Origin of the sequence: Halomicroarcula saliterrae (assembly GCF_031624395.1) — an archaeon.
In the GTDB taxonomy this organism is placed as follows: domain Archaea; phylum Halobacteriota; class Halobacteria; order Halobacteriales; family Haloarculaceae; genus Haloarcula; species Haloarcula saliterrae.
Genome location: NZ_JAMQON010000002.1, coordinates 35,643 through 58,108, shown reverse-complemented (window position 1 = coordinate 58,108; position 22,466 = coordinate 35,643). Strand labels below are relative to the sequence as shown.

Here is a 22,466-nt window from a genome sequence, read left to right as displayed (position 1 = left end):
AGTTAAACGTTCACACGGCTCGGGAGCGGTACGCGATGTGCCGACGGTCACTCGCCGTCGTCGACCGGCCGCCCGCGGTACATCACAGTCTGTTTCTCGCCGCTGGGCACGGTCTCCGCAGACTCGGTGTCGCGTTTCACCGGCTGTCCGCGGTACATAATCCTGCTCGCGTCGTCGTCACCGTCGATACTCTCCGGCGTCTCCGGCTTTCGCTCCTCGATGAACGTCGTCGCCGCCGCGAGCAGGTCCTCGTCGGTCTTCGGGTTGACCCAGCAGTGGTAGCTGTTCCGCGGCGTCTGGAGGGCCAACCGGTGTGCGCGGAACCCGGTCCTGTAGCTGGCCGTGGCGATGCTCTCGTGGGGTATCTCGATGACCTCGTCGTCGGTCTCCCCGCCGACGAGACAGAGCGTCCGGCGGCCGGTGACGAGGACGAGCGTCTCGCGGTCGGTGCCCGGGGTGACCGTGTTGCGCTTCGAGCCGAGGCCGATGCCGCGTTTCGTGTTCGCCAGGACGAAGGCCGGGGACTCCGCCGGTTCGAGGTACGACACCGGTGGCTCGCTCAGCGGCGGCCCGTCCGTGAACCGGCCGCCCTCGCCGGCCAGCGTCGGGACGGTCACCGAGTCGTTCGGAGCGATCTCCGCGAGCGTTCGGGCTCTGCCAGTGAACTCTTCGTCCGTCATCAGCGTCCCACGTCTCCGAACCGTCTGATAGCGTCCATACTAACGACCACTCGACTTGCTGATATCAGGGTTGGGTTCGTCGTATTATTACACTCGAAGGTCGTTATTATCCAAACTAAATGGGTAAATAATGGACAATAAGGCGAAGGATACACGATTATCCGCCGTATCGGACACGCAGAGGAGGCAGTTCACTCGCGGGTCAGCCGTCGGTGTAGTCGAGGTGGACACTCACGTCCGTCCCGTCGTCCGTGGTCGCGAAGTCGATATCCCCGCCGAGCATCGTCACGCCCCAGCTGGCGACCCAGAGCCCCATCCCGGTCGAGTGCTCCAGTGCCGTCTCCGTCCCCTTGCGTATCGGCGCCAGCTCCGACGGGTCGATACCCGGTCCGTTGTCGCTGATACCGATGTCGAGCCCCGTCTCGGACTCGGAGAGCGTGACGGCTGCCCGTGGTTCGTCGCTCTCGTTGTGCGCGAGGGCGTTTTCCAGCAGGTTCGCGACGACCAGCGCGAGCACGCGCGGTTGGGTGGTCAGCGACGTGTCCGTCCCCGGGCTGACGTCGATATCGACCGTCGCCGACGGGAACTCGGCTCGCAGGTCGGCCACGGCCTCGCCGACGAGGTCGGCGACGTCGACGGTCCTGGTATCGGTCTGACTCCCGCGTATCTGCTCGAACTCGCGGGCCTTGGTGCCCGTCGCGAGCAGCCGCTCGCCGCTGTCGGTGATCGTCGCGGCGGAGTCGAGGACCGCCTCGTCCGTCGCCCGGTCGGCGACGAGGTCGGCGTGGCCCAGTATCACCGTCATCTCGTTTCTGAGGTTGTGCCGGATGACGCGGTTCAACACGTCGAGTCGCTGTTCGCGTTCGCGCTCCTTGGTCACCTCCTGGAGGATGACCGTCCGGCCGACGACGGTGTCGGCGGGGTCGGTCAACGGTGCTGTGACGACGGTGAACTGCCGCTCCCGCCCGTCGGTCGTGGTCGTGATGGACTCGGACCCGTCGACGGTCCCGCCGCTGGCGGGGACGACAGCCGCGAACGGTTCGCCGAGGACGGCCGACCGGTCGAGCTCGAACGTCTCGACGGCGGCGTCGTTGACGGTCACCACGCAGTCCTCCGTGTCGAGCGCGAACAGCGGCGTGGGGATGTCGTCGACGGCCGACCGCTCGGCGGCCCGACGGGTCGTGGGGTTCGTCTCGAACATGTTCCGCTCGACGAAGGCGTAGCTGTCGAGCGCCACGTGGACCAGAAACAGCGCCGGTGTGAGATTGAGCTGCGGATACGGGCCAAAGCCAAAGAGCCACGGGAGCGACCCGACGGCCGGCGGGACGACGCTGAGGCCGACGGCGACCGCCTCCCCCCGGTAGAGCGGCCCGTAGCTGACGACCGTCTCGAACAGCAGCAGCGCGCTCAAGCCGGCAGACAGCAGTGTGAACACCAGAACGAGGTACGCGAGCGGCTGGAGGGAGTAGCTGGCCGTCGCGAGGTCGAACACCGGGTCGATTCGGAACGTCGTCCAGAGCAGCGAGTGCCAGCTGTGGGTCACCAGCAGCCCGGTCGCCACCGTCGGCACCGCGAGCAGCGGCAGCGCCTGCCAGCTGCGCACGACGGCGGTTCGGCCGGTGTACGCCAGTGCGAACAGCAAGAACAGCGGCCCCGACCAGACGGCGGCCAGCAGCCAGAGGGCCGTCAAATGCGCCCTGAGCGGCAACTCGAAGACCACCAGCGCCGTCCCGTACGCCAGACACCACACCGAGATGGCGAGTGCCGCCGCGATGAACCAGGGGACACCCGGGCTCCCGCGGTGTCGATAGAGGTAGCCGGCGAGTGCGAGCGTGCCGACGCCGGCAGTAATCGAACTGCCGACGACCAGTCCACCGATGCCGATACCAGCGAGCAAACTTCCGGTAACTTACTGGTACGCAGTTATATCGGTTTTGTCACCGAGGGCGAACGACACTGCGGTCCGGGACCAGTGCCGGCGACGGGTTTTGGTGGCCAGATTTACGCGAGCCCCGCCGTATATCTGGGCCCGCCTCTATCACCCGACGATGCCCTCCAGGCGTTCGGTACTCGCGGGACTGCTAGCGAGCGGCGCTGTTGGACTCGGTTCGCGGGTCCGACTCGACCGGTTCGAACCGACGGCCGTCCCCTCGGACACGTGGCCGCGTCCCCGGTACGACCACCGGAACACGGCGCGAGCGCCCGTCACGGTGCCGTCGGCCCCCGGCGTCGCGTGGCGAACCGAGGCTCGGGGGACGGGGGACGCCGTAGGTCTCGTCGTCGGACGGGAGCGCGTCTTCGTCGGCACCGCCCACGTCCACGCGTTCGACCGAGTCGACGGCACCGAGCGGTGGTCGGCCATCGGCGTCGGTGGCCGCTGTGCCCTCGGGACAGACCATCTCTACGTCTCTGAATCCCAGTCGGGCAGCGAGTCGCCCAGACTCAGGGCTTTCGACCGCGAGGGGACGGTTCAGTGGGACGTGGAACTGCGGCCGGCCGACAGCGTCCTCCCGCTGTCGAGCGGCGTCCTCACGAGCGCCCTCGGCGGCGCGCTCCGGGCGTTCGGCACCGACGGTCGGTCGCGGGCCGGAACGCGGCACGGGGGCCACGGCTCCCTCGCGGTGGCCGCGGGGACTCTCTACGGCGCGGGGCCGTACGCCGTCCAGCGATACCAGCGCCCGACGGTCGCCGATGCCACGGTCGGGCGGTTCCCCGACAGTCAGTGGACGAGCGACCTGAACGCCGCCCGGACGACTCTAACCGTCCACGACGGGGCGCTCCTCGTCGGCAACCGCCAGTCGACCGTCGCCGTCGAGGCGTTCGACCTCGAAGCCGGCCAGCGGCGCTGGCGGGTCGCGCCGACGCCGGGCGACGACGAGGTCTCGGCTACCCGAGCGCCCGTCGTGGTCGACGGAACGGCTGTGACGGCTACGGCGGTCGAAACCGGGAGCGACCGCCGCACGTGGCGTCTCCTCGGCGTCGACGCCGCCAGCGGCGAGCGACGGTGGCGACGGCCGCTCGACTCGGCCGTTCGTGACGTCGCCGCCGGCGAGGAGGCGGTCCTGCTGGCGACGGGCCACGACCGGATGGAACAGACCGGGATACCCCGGGGGTCCGTCCGGGCGTTCGACGTCACTGGGGCTCCGCAGTGGCGGACGACGTTCGACGTCCCGGTCCGAACCCTCGCGCTCGCCGACGGGACGGTGTTCGCGCTGCTGGCGGACGGGAGTGTCGCCGCGCTTCGCGCGTGAGAAATCGACGGTGCGGTGGCGGCTCGCTGCTCCCCGCGGTGCGGTCCGCCACCCTCTCCGCTCGGGCGCTCTTATTCGCTGCCCCAGTCGCGCGTCGTCTTCGGGCGCTCGCTGACCGCCTGGACCGCAAGCGGCTGGTCGGCGGAGTTGATGGCTTCCAGGGCCGCCTCGGCGCTCTCTCGGGTCGAGAAGTACGTCACCGTCTCCTCGACACAGGCCTCCAGTACGTCGCGGTCACGGGAGGCAACGAGGTCGATGTCGCCCGCCTGGATGGCCTCGACGACGGCCCCGGTGTCCGCGTAGTCGTCAAGGCTCTTCACGTCGAAATGCTCCTCGTAGCCCAGAATCGGGAGGTCAACGAGCGCGGTGCCCGAAAGCGGGATGTCCTTGCCGACGCACATCTGGGCCTTCTGGTATGCCTTGCCGAAGGAGCCGGCGGTGCCCATGACCTCACCCGTGGACTTCATCTCCGGGCCGAGTCGCGGGTCCGAGCCCGGCAGGCGGTCGAAGGGCAGGACGACTTCCTTGACCGAGACCTGCTCGGGGATCTGCTCGTCGATATCCAGCTCCGACAGGCTCTCACCGGCCATCACGCGGGCGGCGATCTTCGCGATCGGGACGCCCGTCGTCTTCGAGATGAAGGGGACGGTACGGGACGAGCGCGGGTTTGCCTCCAGCACGTAGACCTCGCCGTCACGCACGGCGAGCTGGACGTTCAGCAGCCCGACCGTATCGAGCGCGTCGGCGATGTCCTCGGTGACTTCGCGGATGCGCGGCATGACCTCCTTTATGTCCGCCGAACGGGGCGGAATCATACACGCCGAGTCGCCGGAGTGGACCCCGGCGGTCTCGACGTGTTCCATCACGCCGCCGATGAGCACGTCGTCTTCGTCGGCGACGGCGTCGACGTCCAGCTCGACGGCGTCGGCGAGGAACTCGTCCACGAGGATGGGCTTGTCGGGCGAGACGCGGACCGCCTCCTCGATGTAGGTCTCCAGGTCGTCGTCGTTGTAGACGACGTCCATCGCACGGCCGCCCAGCACGTAGGAGGGACGGACGAGGACGGGGTAGCCGATGTCGTGGGCCAGGTCGAGCGCTTCTTCCTTGCTCGTCGCCGTGCCGCCCTCGGCCTGTGCGATGCCGAGGTCGTCCATCAGCTTGTTGAAGCGGTCGCGGTCCTCGGCGAGGTCCATCGCCTCGACCGAGGTGCCCAGAATCTCGCAGTCGAGCCCGCGGCGCTGAATCTCCTTCTCCAGCGGTTCGCCGATGTCGACCGAGGTCTGGCCGCCGAACTGGACCATCACGCCGTCGGCGCCGGTCGATTCGGCCACGTCGGCGACCTCTTCCGCGGTGACGGGCTCGAAGAACAGCCCGTCGGAGGTGTCGTAGTCGGTCGAGACCGTCTCCGGGTTGTTGTTGACGACGTGGGCGTCGATGCCCATGTTCTCCAGAGCCTGGACGGCGTGGACCGAACAGTAGTCGAACTCGACGCCCTGCCCGATGCGGATGGGGCCGCCGCCGACCACGACGACGCTCTCGACGTCGGGGTCGACGAGCAGTTCGTTGCGGTCGATGCCCGAGATGGGGTCACGGGTGGAGTAGTAGTACGGCGTCGTCGCCTCGAACTCGCCGGCGCAGGTGTCGACGAGCTTGTAGTCCCGATGGACCGTCTCCGACTCGACGTCTTCGATTTGTACGCCGCTCCCGTCGGTCGCGGCCTCGACTTCGGCCCCGTCGCCGTCGTCGTTCTCCAGTCCGGCCGGGAGCCACGAGACGTGGGTGTCGTTGAACTCGCCGCCCGCGAGCGCGGTTATCTCCTGGTCGGTGAAACCGGCTGCCGCGGCGGTTTCGTAGTCGCCGGCGATGGCCGCCTCGGCCGCGTCGGCGACCTCCTCGAAGCGCTCGACGTACCACTCGTGGATGTCGGTCAGTTCGACGACCTCCTCGACCGAGTAGCCACGCAGGAACGCCTCGAAGATGGCGTACGGCCGGTCCGGCGAGGGGCGGACGAGGTACTCTTCCTCCAGCTCGTCGTCGCCGACCGTCTCGAAGTCGACGGCGGGGTTGTACTCCGAGGAGCGCAGCGCCTTGAGCAGTGACTCGGGGAAGGTCCGGCCGATGGACATCGCCTCGCCCGTCGACTTCATGGCCGTCGACAGCTCGAAGTCCGTGTCGGTGAACTTGTCGATGGGCCAGCGCGGGACCTTCGTGACGATGTAGTCGATGGCTGGCTCGAAGGCGGCCGTGGTCTCGCCGGTGATCTCGTTCTCGATCTCGTGGAGCCGCTTGCCGAGTGCGACCTTCGCCGTGACGCGGGCGATGGGGTACCCCGTCGCTTTCGAGGCCAGCGCGGAGGAGCGGGAGACGCGGGGGTTCACCTCGACGACGCGGTACTCGCCGCCGGGCGTGCCGTCGTCGCGCCAGGCGTGCTGGATGTTACAGCCGCCCTGAATGCCGAGTTCGCGGATGACCTTCAGCGCGGAGTCGCGCATCTGCTGGTGGCCCTCGTCGGGGATGACCTGCGAGGGCGTAACGACCGTCGACTCCCCGGTGTGGATACCCATCGGGTCGATGTTCTCCATGTTGCAGATGATGATACAGGAGTCGTCGGCGTCGCGCATGACCTCGTACTCCAGTTCGACCCACCCGGAGATGGACTCGGTGACGAGGACTTCGCTGTTACGCGAGAGGCGCAGCCCCTTGCGCACGCGTTCGACGAGCTCCTCGAACTCGTCGACGACGCCGGAGCCCGAGCCGCCCAGCGTGTAGGTCGTGCGGGCGATGACCGGGAGGCCGCCGACCTCGTCGACGGCGTCCTGAATCCGCTGGCGGAAGTTCTCCTCGTCGAAGTCCGTGACCGACTCGCCCTCGTCGAGCGAGATGGTGGTAGAGCGGGGGACCGGCTCGCCGATGGACTCCATGCGCTGGCGGAACAGCTCGCGGTCCTCGGTGGCGTAGATGGTGTCGAGGGGCGTACCCATCACGTCGACGTCGTACTCTTCGAGAACGCCCTCCTCGGCGAGTTCGGCCGTGACGTTGAGGCCGGTCTGGCCGCCCAGGCCGGCGATGACGCCGTCGGGATTCTCCTTCCGGATGATCTCGGTGATGGCCTCGGTGTTGATGGGTTCGAGATACACCTTATCGGCCATGTCCGGGTCGGTCATGATGGTCGCCGGGTTGGAGTTGACCAGTACGACGCGTGCCCCCTCCTCCTGGAGCGCCCGACAGGCCTGCGCGCCGGAGTAGTCGAACTCGGCGGCCTGGCCGATTTTGATAGGGCCACTCCCGATAAGCAGGATTGTGCGGTCTTCCTCGGCTGTCATTACCCGATTCGAGCCGATACATCGTAATAAGCCCGGCGAAAAGGTACGAAGCTCGAAGCCGCATTTCGAATATCGTAATGCGACAGCGTCACACGGGGTAGTCGCACCCGCCCGCGCCTCTAGCTCTCGTCGGTGACGCTGTAGCGGTAGGGCTGGTCCCTGATGACCTCGACTTCGCCGGTCTGGGCCCGCCGACCGAGCACCGTGGCGACGCGGTGGGCGCTCTCGAACTCCTCGTCGTGCTCTTCCAGCAACTCCAGAATCTCGCGGGCCGTCAGGGGACCGTCGGCGTCGGCGTCGTCGAGGACGGACTGGATGCGCTCGAACTCGCCGTGACGGATGGCCATATCGGTATTCAATAGCCGAAACCCCATATAACACCGTCAGACTGGTGTCTGACGCCGGTTTAGCCGAAACCGACGGACAGCAACGGGACGCGTTCTGCACCCCGTTGTCATACACTGTCTGCGCGTGTTCGAATAGCAGCCAGGTAGCTACCGGCCGTTCCGGAGCGACCGAGACGACTCAGATGGGGTGGTGGCTCCGTCGAAACCCTCGAACGGTGATCGTTTGGCACGACTGTGTCCCGTCCAGTGCGGTCGACTCATCTTCAACGCGGCTGTTGGAGCGTGCGCTGGCGTACTCCTGAATCCCGGAACCGGTACCCGATAGCGGAGCCGACGTGTCTACTGGGCGGATCTTGTCGAATCGTATCGAATTATTTTTTGTGTCTGTCTCTCGAAACTGAACAATGGCAGACCCTCTCCGTCGGACCGCTCTCCTCGTGATGGCCGCCCTCTTTATCACGACGCCGGTCTGGGGGCCGGCACTGGACATCACGGGAAGGGACTACCAGTACCAAGCCGCACTCGTTACGGTCGACGACAATCGGATTCAGGTCGAGGGTGACCACTCGGAGCTCAACGGCTTCGATGCTATCGACTGCTTCGAGGAGCCCCGCCACTCGCGCCGGTGTGCGGTGGAGTCCCGAATTGTCAACGGCTCGTCGATACAGGCGCCCTACCCCGGCGCGAGGAACGGCGCTCGGAGTTCGAGACTCGATGTGCGAGAGCCGTACGTCGCCTTTGCCGACACTGGACGGGTGTACGAGCGCACGACGGGGTGGAACGATTCGGCCGAAGCATACGTGCTCGGGCTGGAACGAACCAACGCGAGCAGGGTGTTCGAGTTGTATTCCCAGCCGGTCGGACAGTCCGCGCGGCCGGTTCGCCGAACGGTCGAAACAGGCTCGGCGTGGGCCGACGATTCGTTGTCCGAACCCGTGCTCGTCAGTTCGAGCGGGCGCTACTACATCGTGTATGTCGCCGACACTCGAAGTACCCTCGGAGAGAAGCCGCTCACGGAGCGGTTGTTCGAGCTGATATCGTTCGGTATCGGTATCCTCCTGTTCGAGCGCGCTCGGCGAGGCGGCTGAGACCCGCTTGCGGACGCCGCCCGATTCGGGCGCTCGTGCACACACGCCCTCGTCTCGGCCGATTTCACCCGCTGCATCCGGCACGCAGTTCCCGTCACAGCGAACTCGTCTCACGGAGCTGGACCGCTGTAGATTAGTTCCGACCGGCTCGGCGCGTCCCGTGGCCTCGACGACGATTCCTATCAGACCGCCGAGTCGTGCTCGTCCTCGAAGTTTCTCTGGGCGCGGTACTGGTCGACGAACACGCCGATGTCGAACTCCAGCATCTGGGACTCGAACTCCGCGGCCATCTCGTCGTCCTCGGCGTGGGAGACGGCGTGTTCCATCAGTTCGACGATGAGTTCGACGACGATTTCGTGGAGGCGCCGGGCGTCGAAATCGGTCACCCAGGCCATCGAAAAGCCGACGGCGCCGTCCTCGCTGGCGTCGGCGAACGCGACCTTCTCGGGGAACTCCTCGATGACGACGCCCATGAGGTGGGCCATCGTGAACTCCTCGTGGTCGTCGGCCGGTTCGATGGTCTCGACGAGGATTTCCTCCAGAAACTCGGGGACGAAACGGGCCAGCGGGTGGGCGCCCACCACGACGGCGTGGGTCGACCCGCACGCGCAGTCGAACTGCCGGATTCCCATGTGGAGGTCGTCGTGGGTGTCGATGACCTCGCCGCAGGCGAGTTCGAGCTCGGACTCGCGCCCGCCGGGCACGCGCGGTTCTGCCATTGGTACCGCTAGGCCGCTGGCGTGGTTAAAGCCCGCGATACGCCAGTGCCGTGGCAGGCTCAGGCCGCCGACTCGCGCGCGCTGGTCCTGACCTGCAGGTAGGCGTCCGTGACCACAGCGATGCCGAGCGTCTGGAACACGGTGCCCAGAACCGCCGAAAGGAGCCGCGAGACGACGGACAGGGGGAGGCCGCCGACTGCGGACGAGCCGCCGACCAGCCCCGTGACGAACCCCGGGAGGCTCCCGACGAGGCCGAACAGGCCGAGCACCAGCAGCAGGACGATAATCGAGGCGGGGTCGTCCATGAACCGGGCGAAGCTGTTGCGAAGCGTCTCGCCGTACCCGCCGTCGTTCAGCGCGATCTCCTGGCGGAGATAGACGAAGACGGTCAGTAAAACGAGCCCGACGACGGGTCCGGCTATCGAGCCGACGAGCGTCGTCGCCACGCCGCCCAGCTGGCCCGCGATTGGGAGGACCGACTGGAAGACCAGCACGGTCACCGCGACACCACCGCCGAGGAGGACCGCCATCACGGCTCTGTCGCCGAACGAGGCGGTCGCCGTCTCGTCGGGCCCGGCAAACAGGCGTATCGCCCAGTAGCGGACGAGTTCGCCCAGCAGCGTGACGACGACGACCAGTGCGACGGTCAGCGAGAGGCCGACGCCGAGCGCGAACGGCGTCCCGCCGCTGACCGACTCTATCGCCGCCCGCTCGGCTTCCGTGTAGACGCCCCGCTCGTACAGCAGCGCGAACAGCTCCGCGGTGAGGCTCTCGTTGACAACGACCGCGCCGAGGTTGTAGAGGAGAAACACTGCACCGACCAGCACCCCGGTCTCGCTGGTCAGGTCGTCGATACCACTGCGGAGGGCCGTCCCGACATCCAGGGACATAGCTTCGTTTCCACGACACTGTGTAATAAATGTCCCCGCTCCGGCCGGCGCGTTGTCCGGTCAGCTCAGGGCCAGTCGTCGCGCGCGTCCGCGTCCTCGTTTGCCGTCGCCTCGGGGGCCTGGGGCTCGCCCAGTTCCCAGTCGGCCGCCTCGGCGGCGTCGGCGACCGGGAGGAACTCCCAGCCGGTCGCCTCGGCGAGCGCCGCGTCGGCCTCGCCGCTGCCGACGAAGACGTGTCGGTCGGTGTCGAACTGCTCTTTGACGTTCTCCAGACTCTCCTCGCGCCCGCGTGGCCCCGAGAAGAAGTCCTGCCTGATGCGGTGCTTTCGCGTGAAGTTGGTCACCACGTAGGTCGGCTGTTCGGAGATGACGCCGACGTACTCGGACCACTGGCGTGCGTCGGTGAACACGCTGTCCGGGTAGGCCAGCTCCTTGAGCGCTCCGAGGTCGAACGCGAGTGTCATGTCGCCGCTGCCGCCATCCATACAGCATACTCCGCTGTCAGCCGAAAAAAGGGCGTCGTTCCCGTTCGGGGTCGCCGGCACTGCCCCGGCGGTCACTCGTCGTCTAGATGGCTCGTCTCCCCGGAGAACTCCAGCACCCACTCCTCGCCGTCGCGTTCAAGCAGCGTTAGCCCACACAGCGGCGCCTCGACCTCGTCGGCCGACCCGACGAGCCCGTGGACGACGCCCCCGACGCTCAACCCGTGGCCGACGAACAACACCGTCCCGTCGGTGTCGGCGACGAGCGACTGCGCGGCCCGCCCGGCCCGCTCCATGGCCTCGCTGTGGCTCTCGGGGAACTCCGGGACGACGTGGGGGTCGTGGTCGAGTTCGATCGGGTCGAACCACTCGGCCAGCCGCTCGTTCGGGACGGTCTCGGGGTCGGTCTCGAACCACTCGGCGTTGCGGTGCTCGCCCAGTCCGGGCTCCAGCAGGGCCACGTTCCCGGTCTCGCGGCAGATCTCCTCGGCCGTCTCCGCCGTGCGGAGGAACGGCGAGGCGTAGACGGCGTCGAACGTGACGACCGACTCGACGAAGTAGCGGCCGGTCCGCCACGCCGCCCATCGGCCCAGCTCGGTCAGCGGCGGGTCGTGGACGCGGTCGGCGTGGTGCTCCCACTCGGGGTCGACGCTGTCCCGGCGCTGGCCGTGACGGACGACCCAGACAGTGTCTGCCATGTCTGTCCGCTATCGAAGCGCGGGAAAATCAAAGTGGGCCAGCCAGCATCGCGGGTCGCCGGCCTGGCTGCCCGCCGGCCGTAGCAGTGCGCTTCACGAATCGCTCACGAACAGTCCAGGAACTCAGCTGTACGCTCTAAGGGCGTCGCCGGCAGCCAGGTACACGGTTCCGTCGACGAGGACGGGTTCGTGCGAGCCGACGGTGGGCGCTTCGGTACGCCACCGCTCGGACCCGTCGGCCTTGTTCAGTGCGACGAGCGCCTCCCCACCGCTCGTAACGTACAGCGTCTCCCCGTACAGCATCGGGGTCGTCCGTACGCCGCCGGACAACGTGGCCGTCCAGTCGCTCTCGCCGGTCTCGCTGTCGATTCGGTAGACGCTGTTCCCGCTCGCGGCGTACACCGCGTCGCTACCGACGGCCGGAGCGCCCGCTATCTCCTCGTTGCCCGTGTCGAACCGCCACCGCTTGTTCCCCTCATCGGCGTCCAGTGCGACGACGCTGGCGTCCTGTTCGTCGAGGTATCCGCGGCCGCCCTGTCGGTCGCGGACGAAGTAGACGCCACCTCCACCGACTGAAACCGCTTTCTTCTCGTACGTGCCGAGGAACTCCCAGTCGGATTCCCCGTCGAGCGTCGCGGCGACGATTCTGGCGTTGTCACCCACGTAGAACACCCGCTCGTCGGTGAGGGCGGGTGTCACTCCACCGCCGTAGTTGTACTCGGTCTCCCACTCCTCCCGCTCGGTCTCGACGTCGATCGCTGCCAGTTTGCCCTGGCCGCCGACGGAGTAACTGGCGTGATACAGAGTCCCGTCGCGGACCGCCGGCGCGTTCTGGACCTTGTCCCTGGTTTCGTACTGCCACTGTTTCTCACCGGTCGCCGTGTCGTAGACGCGGACCTCGCTCCCCCGTGTCGGCGCGTACAGGCTCCCGTCGACGACGGCGAGGCTACCCCTGAAGCTCCCGTCGGCGACCCGCCACCGGACCGACTGGTCGAACGGATCTATCGCGTGGAGCGTCTTTCTCGACACGACGAACACCGACCCCCCTGCCGCAAATGGGTGGCCTCTGATTCGAGCACCCCGTGGGATGTCGAGTGAGACCGACCAGGATTCCGAGACGGCACTGTCGGGGCCGGTTCGGTCCGGGAACGCACCCGTTCGGGCGGTGTCCCCGCGATAGAATCGCACGTGCTGGTCGAGTTGCGGGCCGCTTCCGGCGCTTTCGCCGGTCTGCTCGGGACTGCCACCGTCACCGCTACCGCCACATCCGGCGAGTCCGGCCGTCGCGCCCGTTGCGAGTGCCGCGACGAAGGCCCGGCGGCTGCTGTTCGACGCACTGTTCGACTGGGAACCGAGCTGCTGTTTCGTATCCTTCATGCAGAGATGGTCCTGACGTGCCATTCGTTATTCCTCGGTCAGTGCGTACACCGACTGGTCGTCACTGCCGACGTAAACGGTGCCGTCGGCCACCGCCGGCGAGGACTCGACCCGACTGCCGGTCTCGAAGGTCCACAGCACCTCGCCGCTCTCGGCGTCGAGTCCGTAGACGCTGTTGTCCCGGCTTCCCGCGTAGACAGTGTCGCCGACGACTGCAGGCGTAGAGACGTAGCCGTCAGTCCGATACTTCCACTGTTCCTCGCCGGTCGCTGCGTCGACGGCGTAGACGAACCCGTCGATGTTGCCGAGGTAGACCCTGCCGTCGGCCACTGCCGGCGAGGAGTTGAGTGAGCCCAGCATCTCGTAGCGCCACTGCTCCTCGCCGCTCTCGGCGTCGATGGCGTACACGGTGTCGTCGTGACTCCCGACGTAGACGGTGCCGTCGACGACCGCTGGTGCGGACTGGACGAAGCCGCCTGTTTGTAACGTCCACTGCTCCGTGCCGCTCTCGGCGTCGAGGGCGTACACGGTGTCGTCGTCGCTGCCGACGTAGACGGTGCCGTCGGCGACCGCCGGTGACGCCTGGATGACGCCGCCCGTCTCGAACAGCCACTCCTGCTCCCCGCTCTCGCTGTCGACCGCGTACAGGTTGTTGTCCCAGCTACCGACATACACCGTCCCGTTCGCTACGGCGGGCGTCCAGAGGTTGTTACCGGGCTCCGAGAACACCCACTCCTGTTCGCCGCTCTCGGCGTCTATCGCGTACAGCTTGGTGTCGTGACAGCCTACGTACACTGTCCCGCCGACGACAGCCGGCGAGGAGTACACCACTCCGTCGGTATCGAACGCCCACGTTTCCGTACCGCTCTCGGCATCTATCGCGTACACGGTCTTGTCGGAACTCCCGACGTAGACGGTGCCATCGGCTACCGCCGGCGAGGAATACACCTCGTCGTTGGTCCGGAACGACCACTGGGTCGTGATGTTCTCCCTCGGGCCGGACTGGTCCGGCAGGCTCCCGACGTTGGCCGCGTCGACCGAGTACATCGGCCAGGGCCCCGCAGTACCCGAGTCCTGTGAGTTCGTTTCCCCGTCGGACGGGGTTCCACACCCTGCGAGCGCGCTGGCCCCCACCGCCCCGAGCACCGACAGTATCTCGCGGCGCCGAGATTCTTTCACCATAAATAGCCGTTAAATCAAACTTTACCGATAAAGGTACCGATGTTACGGGGTGAAACGAGGTTCGCTGCTGTGGTGCCGCCAGCAGACCGCGATTACCGTCGGTAGTGGTCCTGTTCGTCCAGCAGCTCGGCTTTCTCCTGTATCTGGGCCATCTCGCGGGCGGCCTCCCCGCGGCCGCCGTCCGGGCCGTGGCCGTAGTTGATCGACCAGTCCAGCAACGAGCCGGCGAACACGCTGTCGTCACCGCTCCCGTCGCTTCTGTCCTCGTCGCTGTCCCCGGACACCGCGTTCAGGAACCGCTGGAACAGTCGCCCAATCACGTGCGCTATTTGTGCCCGGATGCACAAAAAACTGCCCCACAATCGAACAGCCGAGACAAAAAGCGGCGAGAAGCGGTTATTCGGCGGGCGCGGCCGTGTTGGCCTTCACTTCTTCGAGGTCGACGTCTTTCGCCAGCAGGAGCTCTTTCTGGTCTGCGACCTTGCGCTCCTCGCGGATGAGCTTCTTGAACTTGGACTGCTGGGAGAGGTCGCCGATTAGCACGCCGCCGATGAGCTGGCCGTTCTCGAAGGCGAGTCGGCGCCACTCGCTGTCGGAGTACTTCCGTTCCGCCTCGTCGTCGCCCCGGGCAGGGTGGCCAAAGGAGAGGAAGGGGAAGTCGAAGTGGGTGATGGAGTACGAGGAGACCCAGCGGAACTCCTTTGCCTCGTCGTCGGCGACCATGTTCCGCCCGGCGACCGACCCCTGCTCCTTGGCCGAGCCCCACGCGCCGTTCTGGGCGCGCGAGTTGAGGATGGTGTCGTAGAACTGGGTGATGTCGCCCGCGGCGTAGATGTCCTCGACGCTGGTCTGCATGTACTCGTCGACGACGATGCCGTCGTCCTCCTCGATGCCCGCGCCGTCGAGGAACTCCGTGTTGAAGTTCAGCCCGATGGCGACGCCGGCCCACTGGCCGTCGAACTGCTCGCCGTTGGGGTCCACGGCCCCCGAGACGTGGCCGTCGTCGTCGACCTCGAAGCGGTCGACGCCGGAGTCGAAGACGGGTTCGACGCCGTTCTCGCGCAGGGCCTCGTGGATTATCTCCGCGCCGTCGGCCGACAGCGCGTAGCGCCACCAGCGGTCCCCCCGCATCAGGTACTTGGCGTCGATGCCCTGGGCCGCACAGACGGCGGCGAGGTCGATACCCAGCAGCCCCGCGCCGACGATGATGCCCTGGTCGGACTCCTCTGCGTGCTCGCGGATGCCCCGAGCGTCCTGAAACGTCCAGAAGTGGTGGACGCCGTCGGCGTCGCTGTTCTCGACGGGGAGCTGTGCAGGCGTCCCGCCGGTGGCGACGAGCAGCTTGTCGTACTCGTAGGTCTCGCCTTCGTGCGTGTGAATCTCGTGGGCGACGGGCTCGACATCGGTGACGTGGGTGTTGAGCTGGAGGTCGATGTCGCGCTCGTCGTACCACTCGGGCTCGTGGATGGAGATGGGGGCCTCGGGCAGTTTCCCCTTCGCGAACTCCTTGATGAGAATCCGGTTGTAGAGGGCCTCTCCCTCGTCGGTGATGACGGTCACTGATGCGTCAGGGTCCGCTTCCCGAATAGTCTCCGCTGCGGACGCTCCCGCGATACCGTCCCCGATAATCACGTGCGACGTGCTCATGTTCGGACGCTTCGGCACGACGCCTAATGTGGATTGCTATCTCGCTATCGTTTGCGATACCGGCTAGCAGTGGACTCGGCGCCCCTGAGAGCCAGACTGCGTCCGTCTCCCGTCCCGACCCGTCGAGCCTTTCAAGAAGCTCCGTTCCCAACGCTGCATCGATGAAACTCCGCCAGAACGTCAAACATTTCGCCGCGAAGCAGGCACTGACGCTGCCGGTGGTCGGGGAGAAGGTCAACGACCGCCTGGTCGGGATGCACACGGACATCTTCGCCGGGAAGGCCGACCCGGAGCGGGCCGACGAGCGCCGGGACCATCTGGACGACTTCTTCGACGCGACGATGGACACGTACGTCGCCGCGCTGGAGGCCGGCTTCCCGGAGGCCAAAGCCCGCGAGATAACCCACGTGCAGGCCAACTTCGACTTCTACAACCACGGCTGGACGGAGATGATGGAGTTCCCGGCCGACGAGCTCACCGAACACCACGAGCGCTACGAGGCGTTCTTCGGACGCCACGGTATCACCATCGAGGACCCCCTCGGGACGTTCCGGCCGGCCGACGGCATCGCCGAGGCGCCGTCGACGCCCGAGAAGCTCGACGACCCCGAACACCCCCACGCCGAGGGCGGCTTCGCCGACGACGCCTACGTCGAGACCGAGGACGGCGAACTCGTCGTGGGCGGGCAGGAAGAACCCGAAGATATCGACCCCGGCGAGGCCCCCGGCGTCGACGACGAGCACACCGCCGACTGAAGCCCCGTTCGGCGGTTACGTCTCGTGGATGCGGTCGGCCACTTCGTAGCCCGCGACGATACCGCCGTTGAGCGACCGCTCGGGGTACTGGGCTTCCGAGGCCATCCCGGCGTAGTAGACGCCGTCGGCCACGTCCTCCGAGAGGTCGTAGGGGACGACCATGTCGAGATAGCCGCGTTCGTACACCGGTGCCGTGCGCGGGTTGCGCGAGGTCCGGACCCAGTTCACGGCGTCGCGGTCGAACTCGGGGAACAGCGACTCGATGCCGGAGAGCCACGTCTCCCGCACCTCGTCGTCGTCCTGCTGCCAGACGTCCTCCTCGGGCGACTGGATGTAGCGGGCGACGTACAGCAGGTGTTCGCCCCCGTAGCGTTCCCGTTCGACGAAGTTCGTGTGTTCGATGAGCGCGCCGAAGGGCGCCTCGTCGGCGATGTTCAGCCAGTAGGTGTCCAGCAGCGGCTCGTCCATGCTGATGACCGAGCAGACGGTTCCCTGGAAGTCGATTTCACAGGGGTAGCCGGTCAGATCTTCGAGGACGTCGGGCATCGCCGCGACGACGACGCTGTCCACGTCGTGTGCCTCGGTGACCGTCTCGCCGTCCTCGCCCTCGTGTTCGGCGGTCAACCCCGTCACCTCGCCGTCCGTGCTCTCGATGTCGGTCACGCGGGTCCCCGTCTCGACGTTCTCGCGGCCGACGGCGTCGACCAGCGCGTCGAGCAGGCGGCCGAAACCGCCGTCGAGGTAGCCCAGTATCTCGCCGTTGAGGATGTCGCGCTCGCCGCGGAACTTGATGCGGCCCAGCAGCCAGGCGGCGCTCACGTCGGCTTTCCGGGAGCCGAACTTCGCGTCCAGCAGCGGCTCGAAGAAGGTCTCGTAGACGTTCTGTGTGGTGTGGTCGCGGGCGAACTCCTCGACGGGGACGTCCTCGAAGTCTTCGAGTTTCTCGTAGGTGTCGAACTTCGGTATCCCGCCCCGGACGTCGACGTCGAGGGTCAGCATGCCCAGCCGGAACTTATCGTAGAGGCTCCAGTGGGGAAAGGAGAGAATCTCCCAGGGCTTGTCCATCGGGTGGACGACGCCGTCGACGTAGTAGGCGTTCTCCCCGATTCGCCACTCGACGTCCCCGCCCAGGCCGAGCTCCTCGGCGAGTTCGACGATGGTCTCCTCGGATTTCGAGAGGTGGTGGTAGAACTTCTCGATAGGGTCCCCGTCCGTCTCGTACACCGCGGCCAGTCCCCCCAGGTCCTCGCTCGCCTCGAAGACGCGGACGTCGTGTCCGCGCTGCTGGAGCCGATACGCCGCTGCGAGGCCGGCGACACCGCCACCGACGACACCGATCATACAGTGCGCTTTCACTCGTCGTGGGATTTACTTTGTGTTTCCGTCGTCGCGTTCGCTCGGGCCGCCGTCCCGGCCCCGCGCTCGGGCGGCTCGGCCCGCTGGAACTCCAGTGTCGCGACGGCGCCTTCCGGGTCGTTGTCCTCGTACCACACCTTCCCGCCGTAGAGGTCCATCATCACGGAGACGAAGTAGAGGCCGAAGCCGCCGGCGGTCTGGTCGTTGGAGAGCGACCGCTCGAACACCGTGGTCTTCAGTTCGTCGCTGATGCCGGGGCCGTTGTCCGCAACGCGGACCTGAATCCAGTCGCCGGCGTGCCGGGTTTCGATTTCGACGCGGGGCTCCGCACTCGTGTTGTGTTCGACGGCGTTTTCGACGACGCTGCCGAGCACTTCCTCGGCGAGGTGGTTGGCGCGCACCCAGTCGTCGGCGACCGCCAGTTCGACCGCGACCGCGCTGTCGTCGGGGACACTGCGCTCGACGGCGTCCCGGACGGCGGCCGACAGCGACACCGCCTCCAGGCGCTCGCTCTCGCTGGCCGTCACCGTCTCGTTGATATCCCTGATGGCGTCGCTCATCTCGGTGAGGCGGTCACACCAGTCGGTGATGCTGTCGATGTGGTGGTGTTCGTCTTCGCCGACGCTGGTTCTGAGGTGGTCAGAACGCCCCTGTACGACGAGCATCGCGTTCCGCACCGAGTGCCTGAGGACGCCGTTGAAGAACGCTATCTGCTCGTTGCGGCGCTGTATCGACGCGCGGCTCTCCCTGAGTTCGCGCTGGCGGGCGAGCTGTTCGAGGGCCACCTGTGTGGTGTGGGCGAGTATCCGGGCGTACTGCCGGTCTTCTCTCACGTAGCGCTCGTCCGCCGAGGCGATAGCCAGCACGCCGTGGTCGCCCATCGGCACCATCAGCGCGCGTTCCATCGGGACGCCACAGCCGCCACACTCGGCGACGCGCTGCTCGCCGCTCTCGTAGGTCCGCCAGAGGTTGTGCGCCGGTGTCTGCTCGGGGTCGATCTGCAACACCGACTCGGCCACCGACTCCGAGACCACGTCGCTCATCGCGGCCGGTTCGAGCCGGCCGTCGTCGGTGGCCAGGAAGACGGCGGCCGCGTTCTGGTCGAGCACCCGCGTGGCGAAGCTGACGGTCAGCTCAGAGACGGTCTCCGGCTGGTCGGCCTCGATGAACTGCCGGGTCGCCGCCTGCAGCGCCTCCAGCCGGTCCTGTCGGCGCTGCTGGCCGGTGACCTCCCGGAGGACGACCAGCCGGCCCCGGACCGCGCCGCGCTGGTCCGTGATGGGGCTGGTCTGTGGGTCGTAGTACGACAGCGGGTCGCCGACGGCGAACACCTCGTCGCGCTCGATGTCGCCGAGCAGGCCGTCACAGGCCTCGTCCACGGGGCGTCCGCCGAGCTCCCCGGTGCCGAGCAGTGTCGCCGCGGCCGCGTTGTAGTCGATGACGCGGTCGTCGCCGTCGAGCGCGAGGACGGGGTCGGGGAGCTCGTCGACGAGCAGGTCGCCCGCCAGCGGCGTGACCGAGACGAAATCGTAGCGCAGGAGCGCGACCCCGACGAGGGCGCCGTTGAGCGCGAACGTCAGCGGCGTGCTGTCGATGCCGGGATGCGGGGTCGCACCGAGCACGAACAGGCCGTGGGCGCCGGCGGTCAACAGCCCCGCGGTGAGGATGACGAACGTCTGTTTGCGATAGAGGTTCCGCGAGCGCAGCAGGAACTCCCCGAACAGGACGTAGCCGGCCGCGACGAGGCCGGCGGCGAAGACCGTCTGGACCGTGTAGACGGGTCCGGCCCGGCCAACGAACAGCGTCAGACCGGCGCGCGTGACCGAAACGACGTTCGCCGTGACGAGCCCGTGAAGCGGGTTCGTCAGCGCCAACACGGCGTACAGCGTCGGCGTCAGCAACAGGCCGGCCAGCCGCGCGGGCGTGAGCCAGCTGTCCCGGCCCGTGTACGCGAGCGCGAACACGACCCAGAGTCCGACGATGAGGCCGGAGGTGAGCCGCGTAAACAGGAACACGCCCGTAGCGACCGCCGGGTCGGAGGTCGTGAGCCACGCGATGTTCAGCAGACACCAGCCGGCGGCGGCGACCATCAGCCAGGCGAACGGGACCGTCCCCGGGACCGTCCGGTCGCGCCACGCGCCCGCCGCGAGCACCCCACTGACGACAGCACCGGCTGCACTTCCAGCGAGAACCACCACGACGACGTCGGCGTACATCCCTCTACTACCAGCATCCGTCTCTACTCTTTATCAGTTTGGGCCATGTTCTCAATCCTGAGAGCGCGTGCGTCGACCCGCTACCTTTTTGACCACACTGCAAAAATTCGAGGGCATGCTAACTGTCCGGGCGCCGGCTACCAGCGCGAACCTCGGTAGCGGCTTCGACGTCTTCGGTGTCGCGCTGGAGCGCCCGGCCGACATCGTCCGCGTCTCGAAGGCCGACCGGACGACCATCGAGGTGACCGGCGCCGGCAGCCAGTTCATCCCGGAGGACCCGGAGAAAAACACCGTCGGCGCCGTCGCCGAGGCGCTTTCGGCCCCCGCGCACATCCAGATAGACAAAGGCGTACGGCCGGCGTCGGGACTGGGGTCGTCGGCCGCGAGCGCCGCCGCAGCGGCCGTCGGCCTCAACGCGCTGTACGACCGCGGCTACAGCCGCGAGGAGCTGGTCCCCGTCGCGGCCAAGGGCGAGGCCGTCGTCTCCGGCGACGCCCACGACGACAACGTCGCCCCGTCGATTCTGGGTGGCTTCACCATCGCCACCGAATCCGGCGTCCGGCAGGTCGACGCCTCTATCCCGCTTGTCGCCTGTCTCCCCGACATCGTCGTCTCGACGCGGGACGCCCGCCGCGTGGTCCCGGAACACGCCCGCGTCGAGCAACTGGTCGAGACCGTGGGCAACGCCGCCACGCTCACCACCGGCATGCACCGCGACGACCCCGGCCTCGTCGGCGAGGGGATGCACGACACCGTGGTCACGCCGGCCCGCGCGAAACTCATCGACGGCTACGAGTCGGTCCGCGAGGCCGCGCTGGCGGCGGGCGCGACCGGCGTGACGATCTCCGGCGCCGGTCCCACGGTGATTGCCGCGTGTTACGAGGGCTCACAGCGCGCCATCGCGAGTGCGATGCTCGACACCTTCGGCGAGCACGACGTGGAGGCCCGCGCGTACCAGAGCCGTATCGGTCGGGGTGCCCAGATCTACTGACGCCGTCCCGTCTGCTCGCCAGTCCCGTCACCAACACCGAAATAGCGCGGCGACCAACGCACCCTATGGACGTTCTCATCACCGGAGCGAACGGCGTCGTCGGCGGCGCACTCGTCGACCATCTCGGCGACGAGTACGACCTGACGCTGCTGGACGTCGAGGACGGCGAGCACACCGACGTGGTCGCGGACGTGCGCGACTACGAGGCCCTCCGCCCGCAGTTCGACGGGCAGGACGCCGTGGTCCATCTCGCGTTGCCACCGGGGACCGGCGGCCCCGAGGACCGCTCGCTGGGGTGGTCCGGTGCCCAGCGGGATACCCTCGAAGGCATTCACAACGTCACCGAGGCGGCCGTCGACGCCCGGCTCGATAGCCTGGTGTTTGCCTCATCGAACCACGCCGTCGGGATGGTCGAGGTCCGCAACGAGCCCGCGGTGTACCACAACGACCCCGACGGGTCCCGGGACGAGGGGGTTCTCGCGGGCCACGACGAACCCCACCGACCGGACTCGCGCTACGGCCTGACGAAGTGCTACGGCGAGGACCTGGGGCGGCTGGCCGCCGAGGCCCACGATATCCGCTTCTACGCGCTGCGAATCGGCTCGGTCCGCCGGCCCGAGTACGACCACCCTTACGGCGACGCGGAGGCGGGCGTCGAAGCCGGGCGCTGGGAGCGCGGCAGCGACGCCTACGAGGAGATGGCGGCTCGCATGAAGGGGCTGTGGCAGTCACGCCGGGACTGCGCGCAGCTCGTCGCCCGCTGTCTCGACGACGACACGGTCGAGTGGGACCACTTCTACGGCGTCAGCGCCAACGACCGGCGGTGGCTGGACGACCTCGACGACGCCCGCGAGACCGTCGGCTACGAGCCGCGGGACAACGGCGAGGAGTGGGACGGGCCGCCGGCGTAACCCGGGCTCAGCCGCCCTGCACGAACTCGTTGCGCGTCTCTAGCAGCACCTCTTCGGCGTGGCCCTCGGGGTCGTATCTGTCGGGGTCGTACACCCGCTTGACCTCGCCGTCGGCCAAGACGAAGGTGTACCTATCTACTCGCCCGCTGCTCGTGTCCAGCCCGAACGCCTCGCCGACCTCGCCGTCGGGGTCGGCCAGCAGGTCGTACAGCACGTCCATCTCCTCGGCGAACTCGTCGTGTGACTCGACGGAGTCCATCGAGACGCCGTAGACGGCGATGCCGCCCTCGCGGAACTTCGGCATCGTCTCCTGGAAGTCACGTGCCTCGATGGTACAGCCCTCGGTGAAGTCCTCGGGGTAGAAGTAGACGACCGTGGGCTCGGCGAAGTCGGGCGTGACCGTCTCACCGTACTGGTTCTGTGCGCTGATTTCGGGGGCCGGGTCGCCGGGTTCGAGCATAGCGAGCACAGGGTCGGCGCGGTTTTACCGGTTGGGGTAGGGGTGAGAGTCGCTGCCGTGTCCGGCGGAATTTGGACAACCCTTTAACCTCGC

Annotated in this window: 20 protein-coding genes; 5 read left to right on the top strand and 15 right to left on the bottom strand. The window is 67.4% G+C overall.

Annotated elements, in window-relative coordinates:
* Window positions 1–47 precede the first annotated feature (47 nt).
* The gene (locus NDI56_RS08225) at window positions 48–680 is read right to left on the bottom strand and encodes a hypothetical protein (RefSeq protein ID WP_310918979.1); all 633 of its coding nucleotides are present in this window, start codon (window positions 678–680) and stop codon (window positions 48–50) included.
* 202 nt (window positions 681–882) lie between these two features.
* A complete protein-coding gene (locus NDI56_RS08220; RefSeq protein ID WP_310918978.1) occupies window positions 883–2,577 on the bottom strand; it encodes a histidine kinase N-terminal 7TM domain-containing protein in 1,695 nt (564 codons plus the stop codon).
* Between the two features lie 151 nt (window positions 2,578–2,728).
* On the opposite strand from NDI56_RS08220, the gene NDI56_RS08215 reads away from it, so the two are divergent.
* Complete coding sequence (locus NDI56_RS08215) at window positions 2,729–3,931, top strand: outer membrane protein assembly factor BamB family protein (protein ID WP_310918977.1); 1,203 nt, start codon at window positions 2,729–2,731, stop codon at window positions 3,929–3,931.
* Window positions 3,932–4,002: 71 nt separating this feature from the next.
* On the opposite strand, the gene carB is transcribed toward NDI56_RS08215, so the two are convergent.
* Complete coding sequence (carB, locus tag NDI56_RS08210; protein WP_310918976.1) at window positions 4,003–7,254, bottom strand: carbamoyl-phosphate synthase large subunit; 3,252 nt, start codon at window positions 7,252–7,254, stop codon at window positions 4,003–4,005.
* A 119-nt stretch (window positions 7,255–7,373) separates the two neighbouring features.
* Window positions 7,374–7,601, bottom strand: a complete 228-nt coding sequence (locus tag NDI56_RS08205; RefSeq protein WP_310918975.1) for a hypothetical protein — start codon at window positions 7,599–7,601, stop codon at window positions 7,374–7,376.
* Between the two features lie 404 nt (window positions 7,602–8,005).
* Between NDI56_RS08205 and NDI56_RS08200 the strand changes: the two genes are divergently transcribed.
* Window positions 8,006–8,689, top strand: a complete 684-nt coding sequence (locus NDI56_RS08200) for a DUF8127 domain-containing protein (protein WP_310918974.1) — start codon at window positions 8,006–8,008, stop codon at window positions 8,687–8,689.
* Between the two features lie 182 nt (window positions 8,690–8,871).
* On the opposite strand, the gene NDI56_RS08195 is transcribed toward NDI56_RS08200, so the two are convergent.
* The 8 genes from NDI56_RS08195 to NDI56_RS08160 form a co-directional block, all read right to left on the bottom strand.
* Window positions 8,872–9,408 carry a DUF5815 family protein gene (locus tag NDI56_RS08195; protein WP_310918973.1) on the bottom strand — a complete coding sequence of 179 codons (537 nt, stop codon included), beginning with the start codon at window positions 9,406–9,408 and terminating at the stop codon, window positions 8,872–8,874.
* 59 nt (window positions 9,409–9,467) lie between these two features.
* The gene (locus NDI56_RS08190) at window positions 9,468–10,298 is read right to left on the bottom strand and encodes a DUF7847 domain-containing protein (protein WP_310918972.1); all 831 of its coding nucleotides are present in this window, start codon (window positions 10,296–10,298) and stop codon (window positions 9,468–9,470) included.
* A gap of 65 nt (window positions 10,299–10,363) precedes the next feature.
* Window positions 10,364–10,783, bottom strand: coding sequence for a DUF7124 domain-containing protein (locus NDI56_RS08185; RefSeq protein ID WP_310918971.1), 420 nt, complete (start codon window positions 10,781–10,783; stop codon window positions 10,364–10,366).
* 71 nt (window positions 10,784–10,854) lie between these two features.
* Window positions 10,855–11,478 carry a histidine phosphatase family protein gene (locus tag NDI56_RS08180; protein WP_310918970.1) on the bottom strand — a complete coding sequence of 208 codons (624 nt, stop codon included), beginning with the start codon at window positions 11,476–11,478 and terminating at the stop codon, window positions 10,855–10,857.
* Window positions 11,479–11,601: 123 nt separating this feature from the next.
* Window positions 11,602–12,879 (bottom strand): PQQ-binding-like beta-propeller repeat protein, encoded by a 1,278-nt coding sequence (locus tag NDI56_RS08175; RefSeq protein WP_310918969.1) that lies wholly within the window; start codon window positions 12,877–12,879, stop codon window positions 11,602–11,604.
* Window positions 12,880–12,882: 3 nt separating this feature from the next.
* On the bottom strand, window positions 12,883–14,037 hold the full coding sequence (locus NDI56_RS08170; protein WP_310918968.1) for an outer membrane protein assembly factor BamB family protein: 1,155 nt from the start codon (window positions 14,035–14,037) through the stop codon (window positions 12,883–12,885).
* 92 nt (window positions 14,038–14,129) lie between these two features.
* Window positions 14,130–14,357 carry a hypothetical protein gene (locus NDI56_RS08165; protein WP_310918967.1) on the bottom strand — a complete coding sequence of 76 codons (228 nt, stop codon included), beginning with the start codon at window positions 14,355–14,357 and terminating at the stop codon, window positions 14,130–14,132.
* A 76-nt stretch (window positions 14,358–14,433) separates the two neighbouring features.
* Window positions 14,434–15,684, bottom strand: coding sequence for an NAD(P)/FAD-dependent oxidoreductase (locus tag NDI56_RS08160; RefSeq protein ID WP_310918965.1), 1,251 nt, complete (start codon window positions 15,682–15,684; stop codon window positions 14,434–14,436).
* Between the two features lie 161 nt (window positions 15,685–15,845).
* Between NDI56_RS08160 and NDI56_RS08155 the strand changes: the two genes are divergently transcribed.
* Entirely contained in the window at window positions 15,846–16,439 is a 594-nt protein-coding gene (locus NDI56_RS08155) for a DUF6149 family protein (protein WP_310918964.1), read from the top strand.
* 15 nt (window positions 16,440–16,454) lie between these two features.
* Here the strand turns inward: NDI56_RS08155 and NDI56_RS08150 are convergent, their stop codons facing one another.
* Both NDI56_RS08150 and NDI56_RS08145 read right to left on the bottom strand, forming a co-directional pair.
* The gene (locus tag NDI56_RS08150; protein WP_310918963.1) at window positions 16,455–17,780 is read right to left on the bottom strand and encodes an NAD(P)/FAD-dependent oxidoreductase; all 1,326 of its coding nucleotides are present in this window, start codon (window positions 17,778–17,780) and stop codon (window positions 16,455–16,457) included.
* A gap of 11 nt (window positions 17,781–17,791) precedes the next feature.
* Complete coding sequence (locus NDI56_RS08145; RefSeq protein WP_310918962.1) at window positions 17,792–20,011, bottom strand: sensor histidine kinase; 2,220 nt, start codon at window positions 20,009–20,011, stop codon at window positions 17,792–17,794.
* Between the two features lie 115 nt (window positions 20,012–20,126).
* Here NDI56_RS08145 and NDI56_RS08140 point away from each other — a divergent pair, with 115 nt between their 5' ends.
* A complete protein-coding gene (locus NDI56_RS08140) occupies window positions 20,127–21,002 on the top strand; it encodes a homoserine kinase (RefSeq protein ID WP_310918961.1) in 876 nt (291 codons plus the stop codon).
* Window positions 21,003–21,067: 65 nt separating this feature from the next.
* Window positions 21,068–21,913: an NAD-dependent epimerase/dehydratase family protein gene (locus NDI56_RS08135; protein WP_310918960.1), complete on the top strand. Its 846-nt coding sequence runs from the start codon at window positions 21,068–21,070 to the stop codon at window positions 21,911–21,913.
* 7 nt (window positions 21,914–21,920) lie between these two features.
* On the opposite strand, the gene NDI56_RS08130 is transcribed toward NDI56_RS08135, so the two are convergent.
* Complete coding sequence (locus tag NDI56_RS08130) at window positions 21,921–22,373, bottom strand: peroxiredoxin (RefSeq protein WP_310918959.1); 453 nt, start codon at window positions 22,371–22,373, stop codon at window positions 21,921–21,923.
* Window positions 22,374–22,466 lie beyond the last annotated feature (93 nt).

What these genes read in the sequence shown, in the direction of transcription:
- NDI56_RS08150 (WP_310918963.1), bottom strand. Translation starts at nt 17,780, where the DNA reads ATGATCGGTGTCGTCGGTGGCGGTGTCGCCGGCCTCGCAGCGGCGTAT.
- NDI56_RS08170 (WP_310918968.1), bottom strand. Translation starts at nt 14,037, where the DNA reads ATGGTGAAAGAATCTCGGCGCCGCGAGATACTGTCGGTGCTCGGGGCG.
- NDI56_RS08140 (WP_310918961.1), top strand. Translation starts at nt 20,127, where the DNA reads ATGCTAACTGTCCGGGCGCCGGCTACCAGCGCGAACCTCGGTAGCGGC.
- NDI56_RS08190 (WP_310918972.1), bottom strand. Translation starts at nt 10,298, where the DNA reads ATGTCCCTGGATGTCGGGACGGCCCTCCGCAGTGGTATCGACGACCTG.
- NDI56_RS08195 (WP_310918973.1), bottom strand. Translation starts at nt 9,408, where the DNA reads ATGGCAGAACCGCGCGTGCCCGGCGGGCGCGAGTCCGAGCTCGAACTC.
- NDI56_RS08175 (WP_310918969.1), bottom strand. Translation starts at nt 12,879, where the DNA reads ATGGCACGTCAGGACCATCTCTGCATGAAGGATACGAAACAGCAGCTC.
- NDI56_RS08130 (WP_310918959.1), bottom strand. Translation starts at nt 22,373, where the DNA reads ATGCTCGAACCCGGCGACCCGGCCCCCGAAATCAGCGCACAGAACCAG.
- NDI56_RS08185 (WP_310918971.1), bottom strand. Translation starts at nt 10,783, where the DNA reads ATGGATGGCGGCAGCGGCGACATGACACTCGCGTTCGACCTCGGAGCG.
- NDI56_RS08205 (WP_310918975.1), bottom strand. Translation starts at nt 7,601, where the DNA reads ATGGCCATCCGTCACGGCGAGTTCGAGCGCATCCAGTCCGTCCTCGAC.
- carB (WP_310918976.1), bottom strand. Translation starts at nt 7,254, where the DNA reads ATGACAGCCGAGGAAGACCGCACAATCCTGCTTATCGGGAGTGGCCCT.
- NDI56_RS08160 (WP_310918965.1), bottom strand. Translation starts at nt 15,684, where the DNA reads ATGAGCACGTCGCACGTGATTATCGGGGACGGTATCGCGGGAGCGTCC.
- NDI56_RS08135 (WP_310918960.1), top strand. Translation starts at nt 21,068, where the DNA reads ATGGACGTTCTCATCACCGGAGCGAACGGCGTCGTCGGCGGCGCACTC.
- NDI56_RS08180 (WP_310918970.1), bottom strand. Translation starts at nt 11,478, where the DNA reads ATGGCAGACACTGTCTGGGTCGTCCGTCACGGCCAGCGCCGGGACAGC.
- NDI56_RS08200 (WP_310918974.1), top strand. Translation starts at nt 8,006, where the DNA reads ATGGCAGACCCTCTCCGTCGGACCGCTCTCCTCGTGATGGCCGCCCTC.
- NDI56_RS08145 (WP_310918962.1), bottom strand. Translation starts at nt 20,011, where the DNA reads ATGTACGCCGACGTCGTCGTGGTGGTTCTCGCTGGAAGTGCAGCCGGT.
- NDI56_RS08215 (WP_310918977.1), top strand. Translation starts at nt 2,729, where the DNA reads ATGCCCTCCAGGCGTTCGGTACTCGCGGGACTGCTAGCGAGCGGCGCT.
- NDI56_RS08155 (WP_310918964.1), top strand. Translation starts at nt 15,846, where the DNA reads ATGAAACTCCGCCAGAACGTCAAACATTTCGCCGCGAAGCAGGCACTG.
- NDI56_RS08225 (WP_310918979.1), bottom strand. Translation starts at nt 680, where the DNA reads ATGACGGACGAAGAGTTCACTGGCAGAGCCCGAACGCTCGCGGAGATC.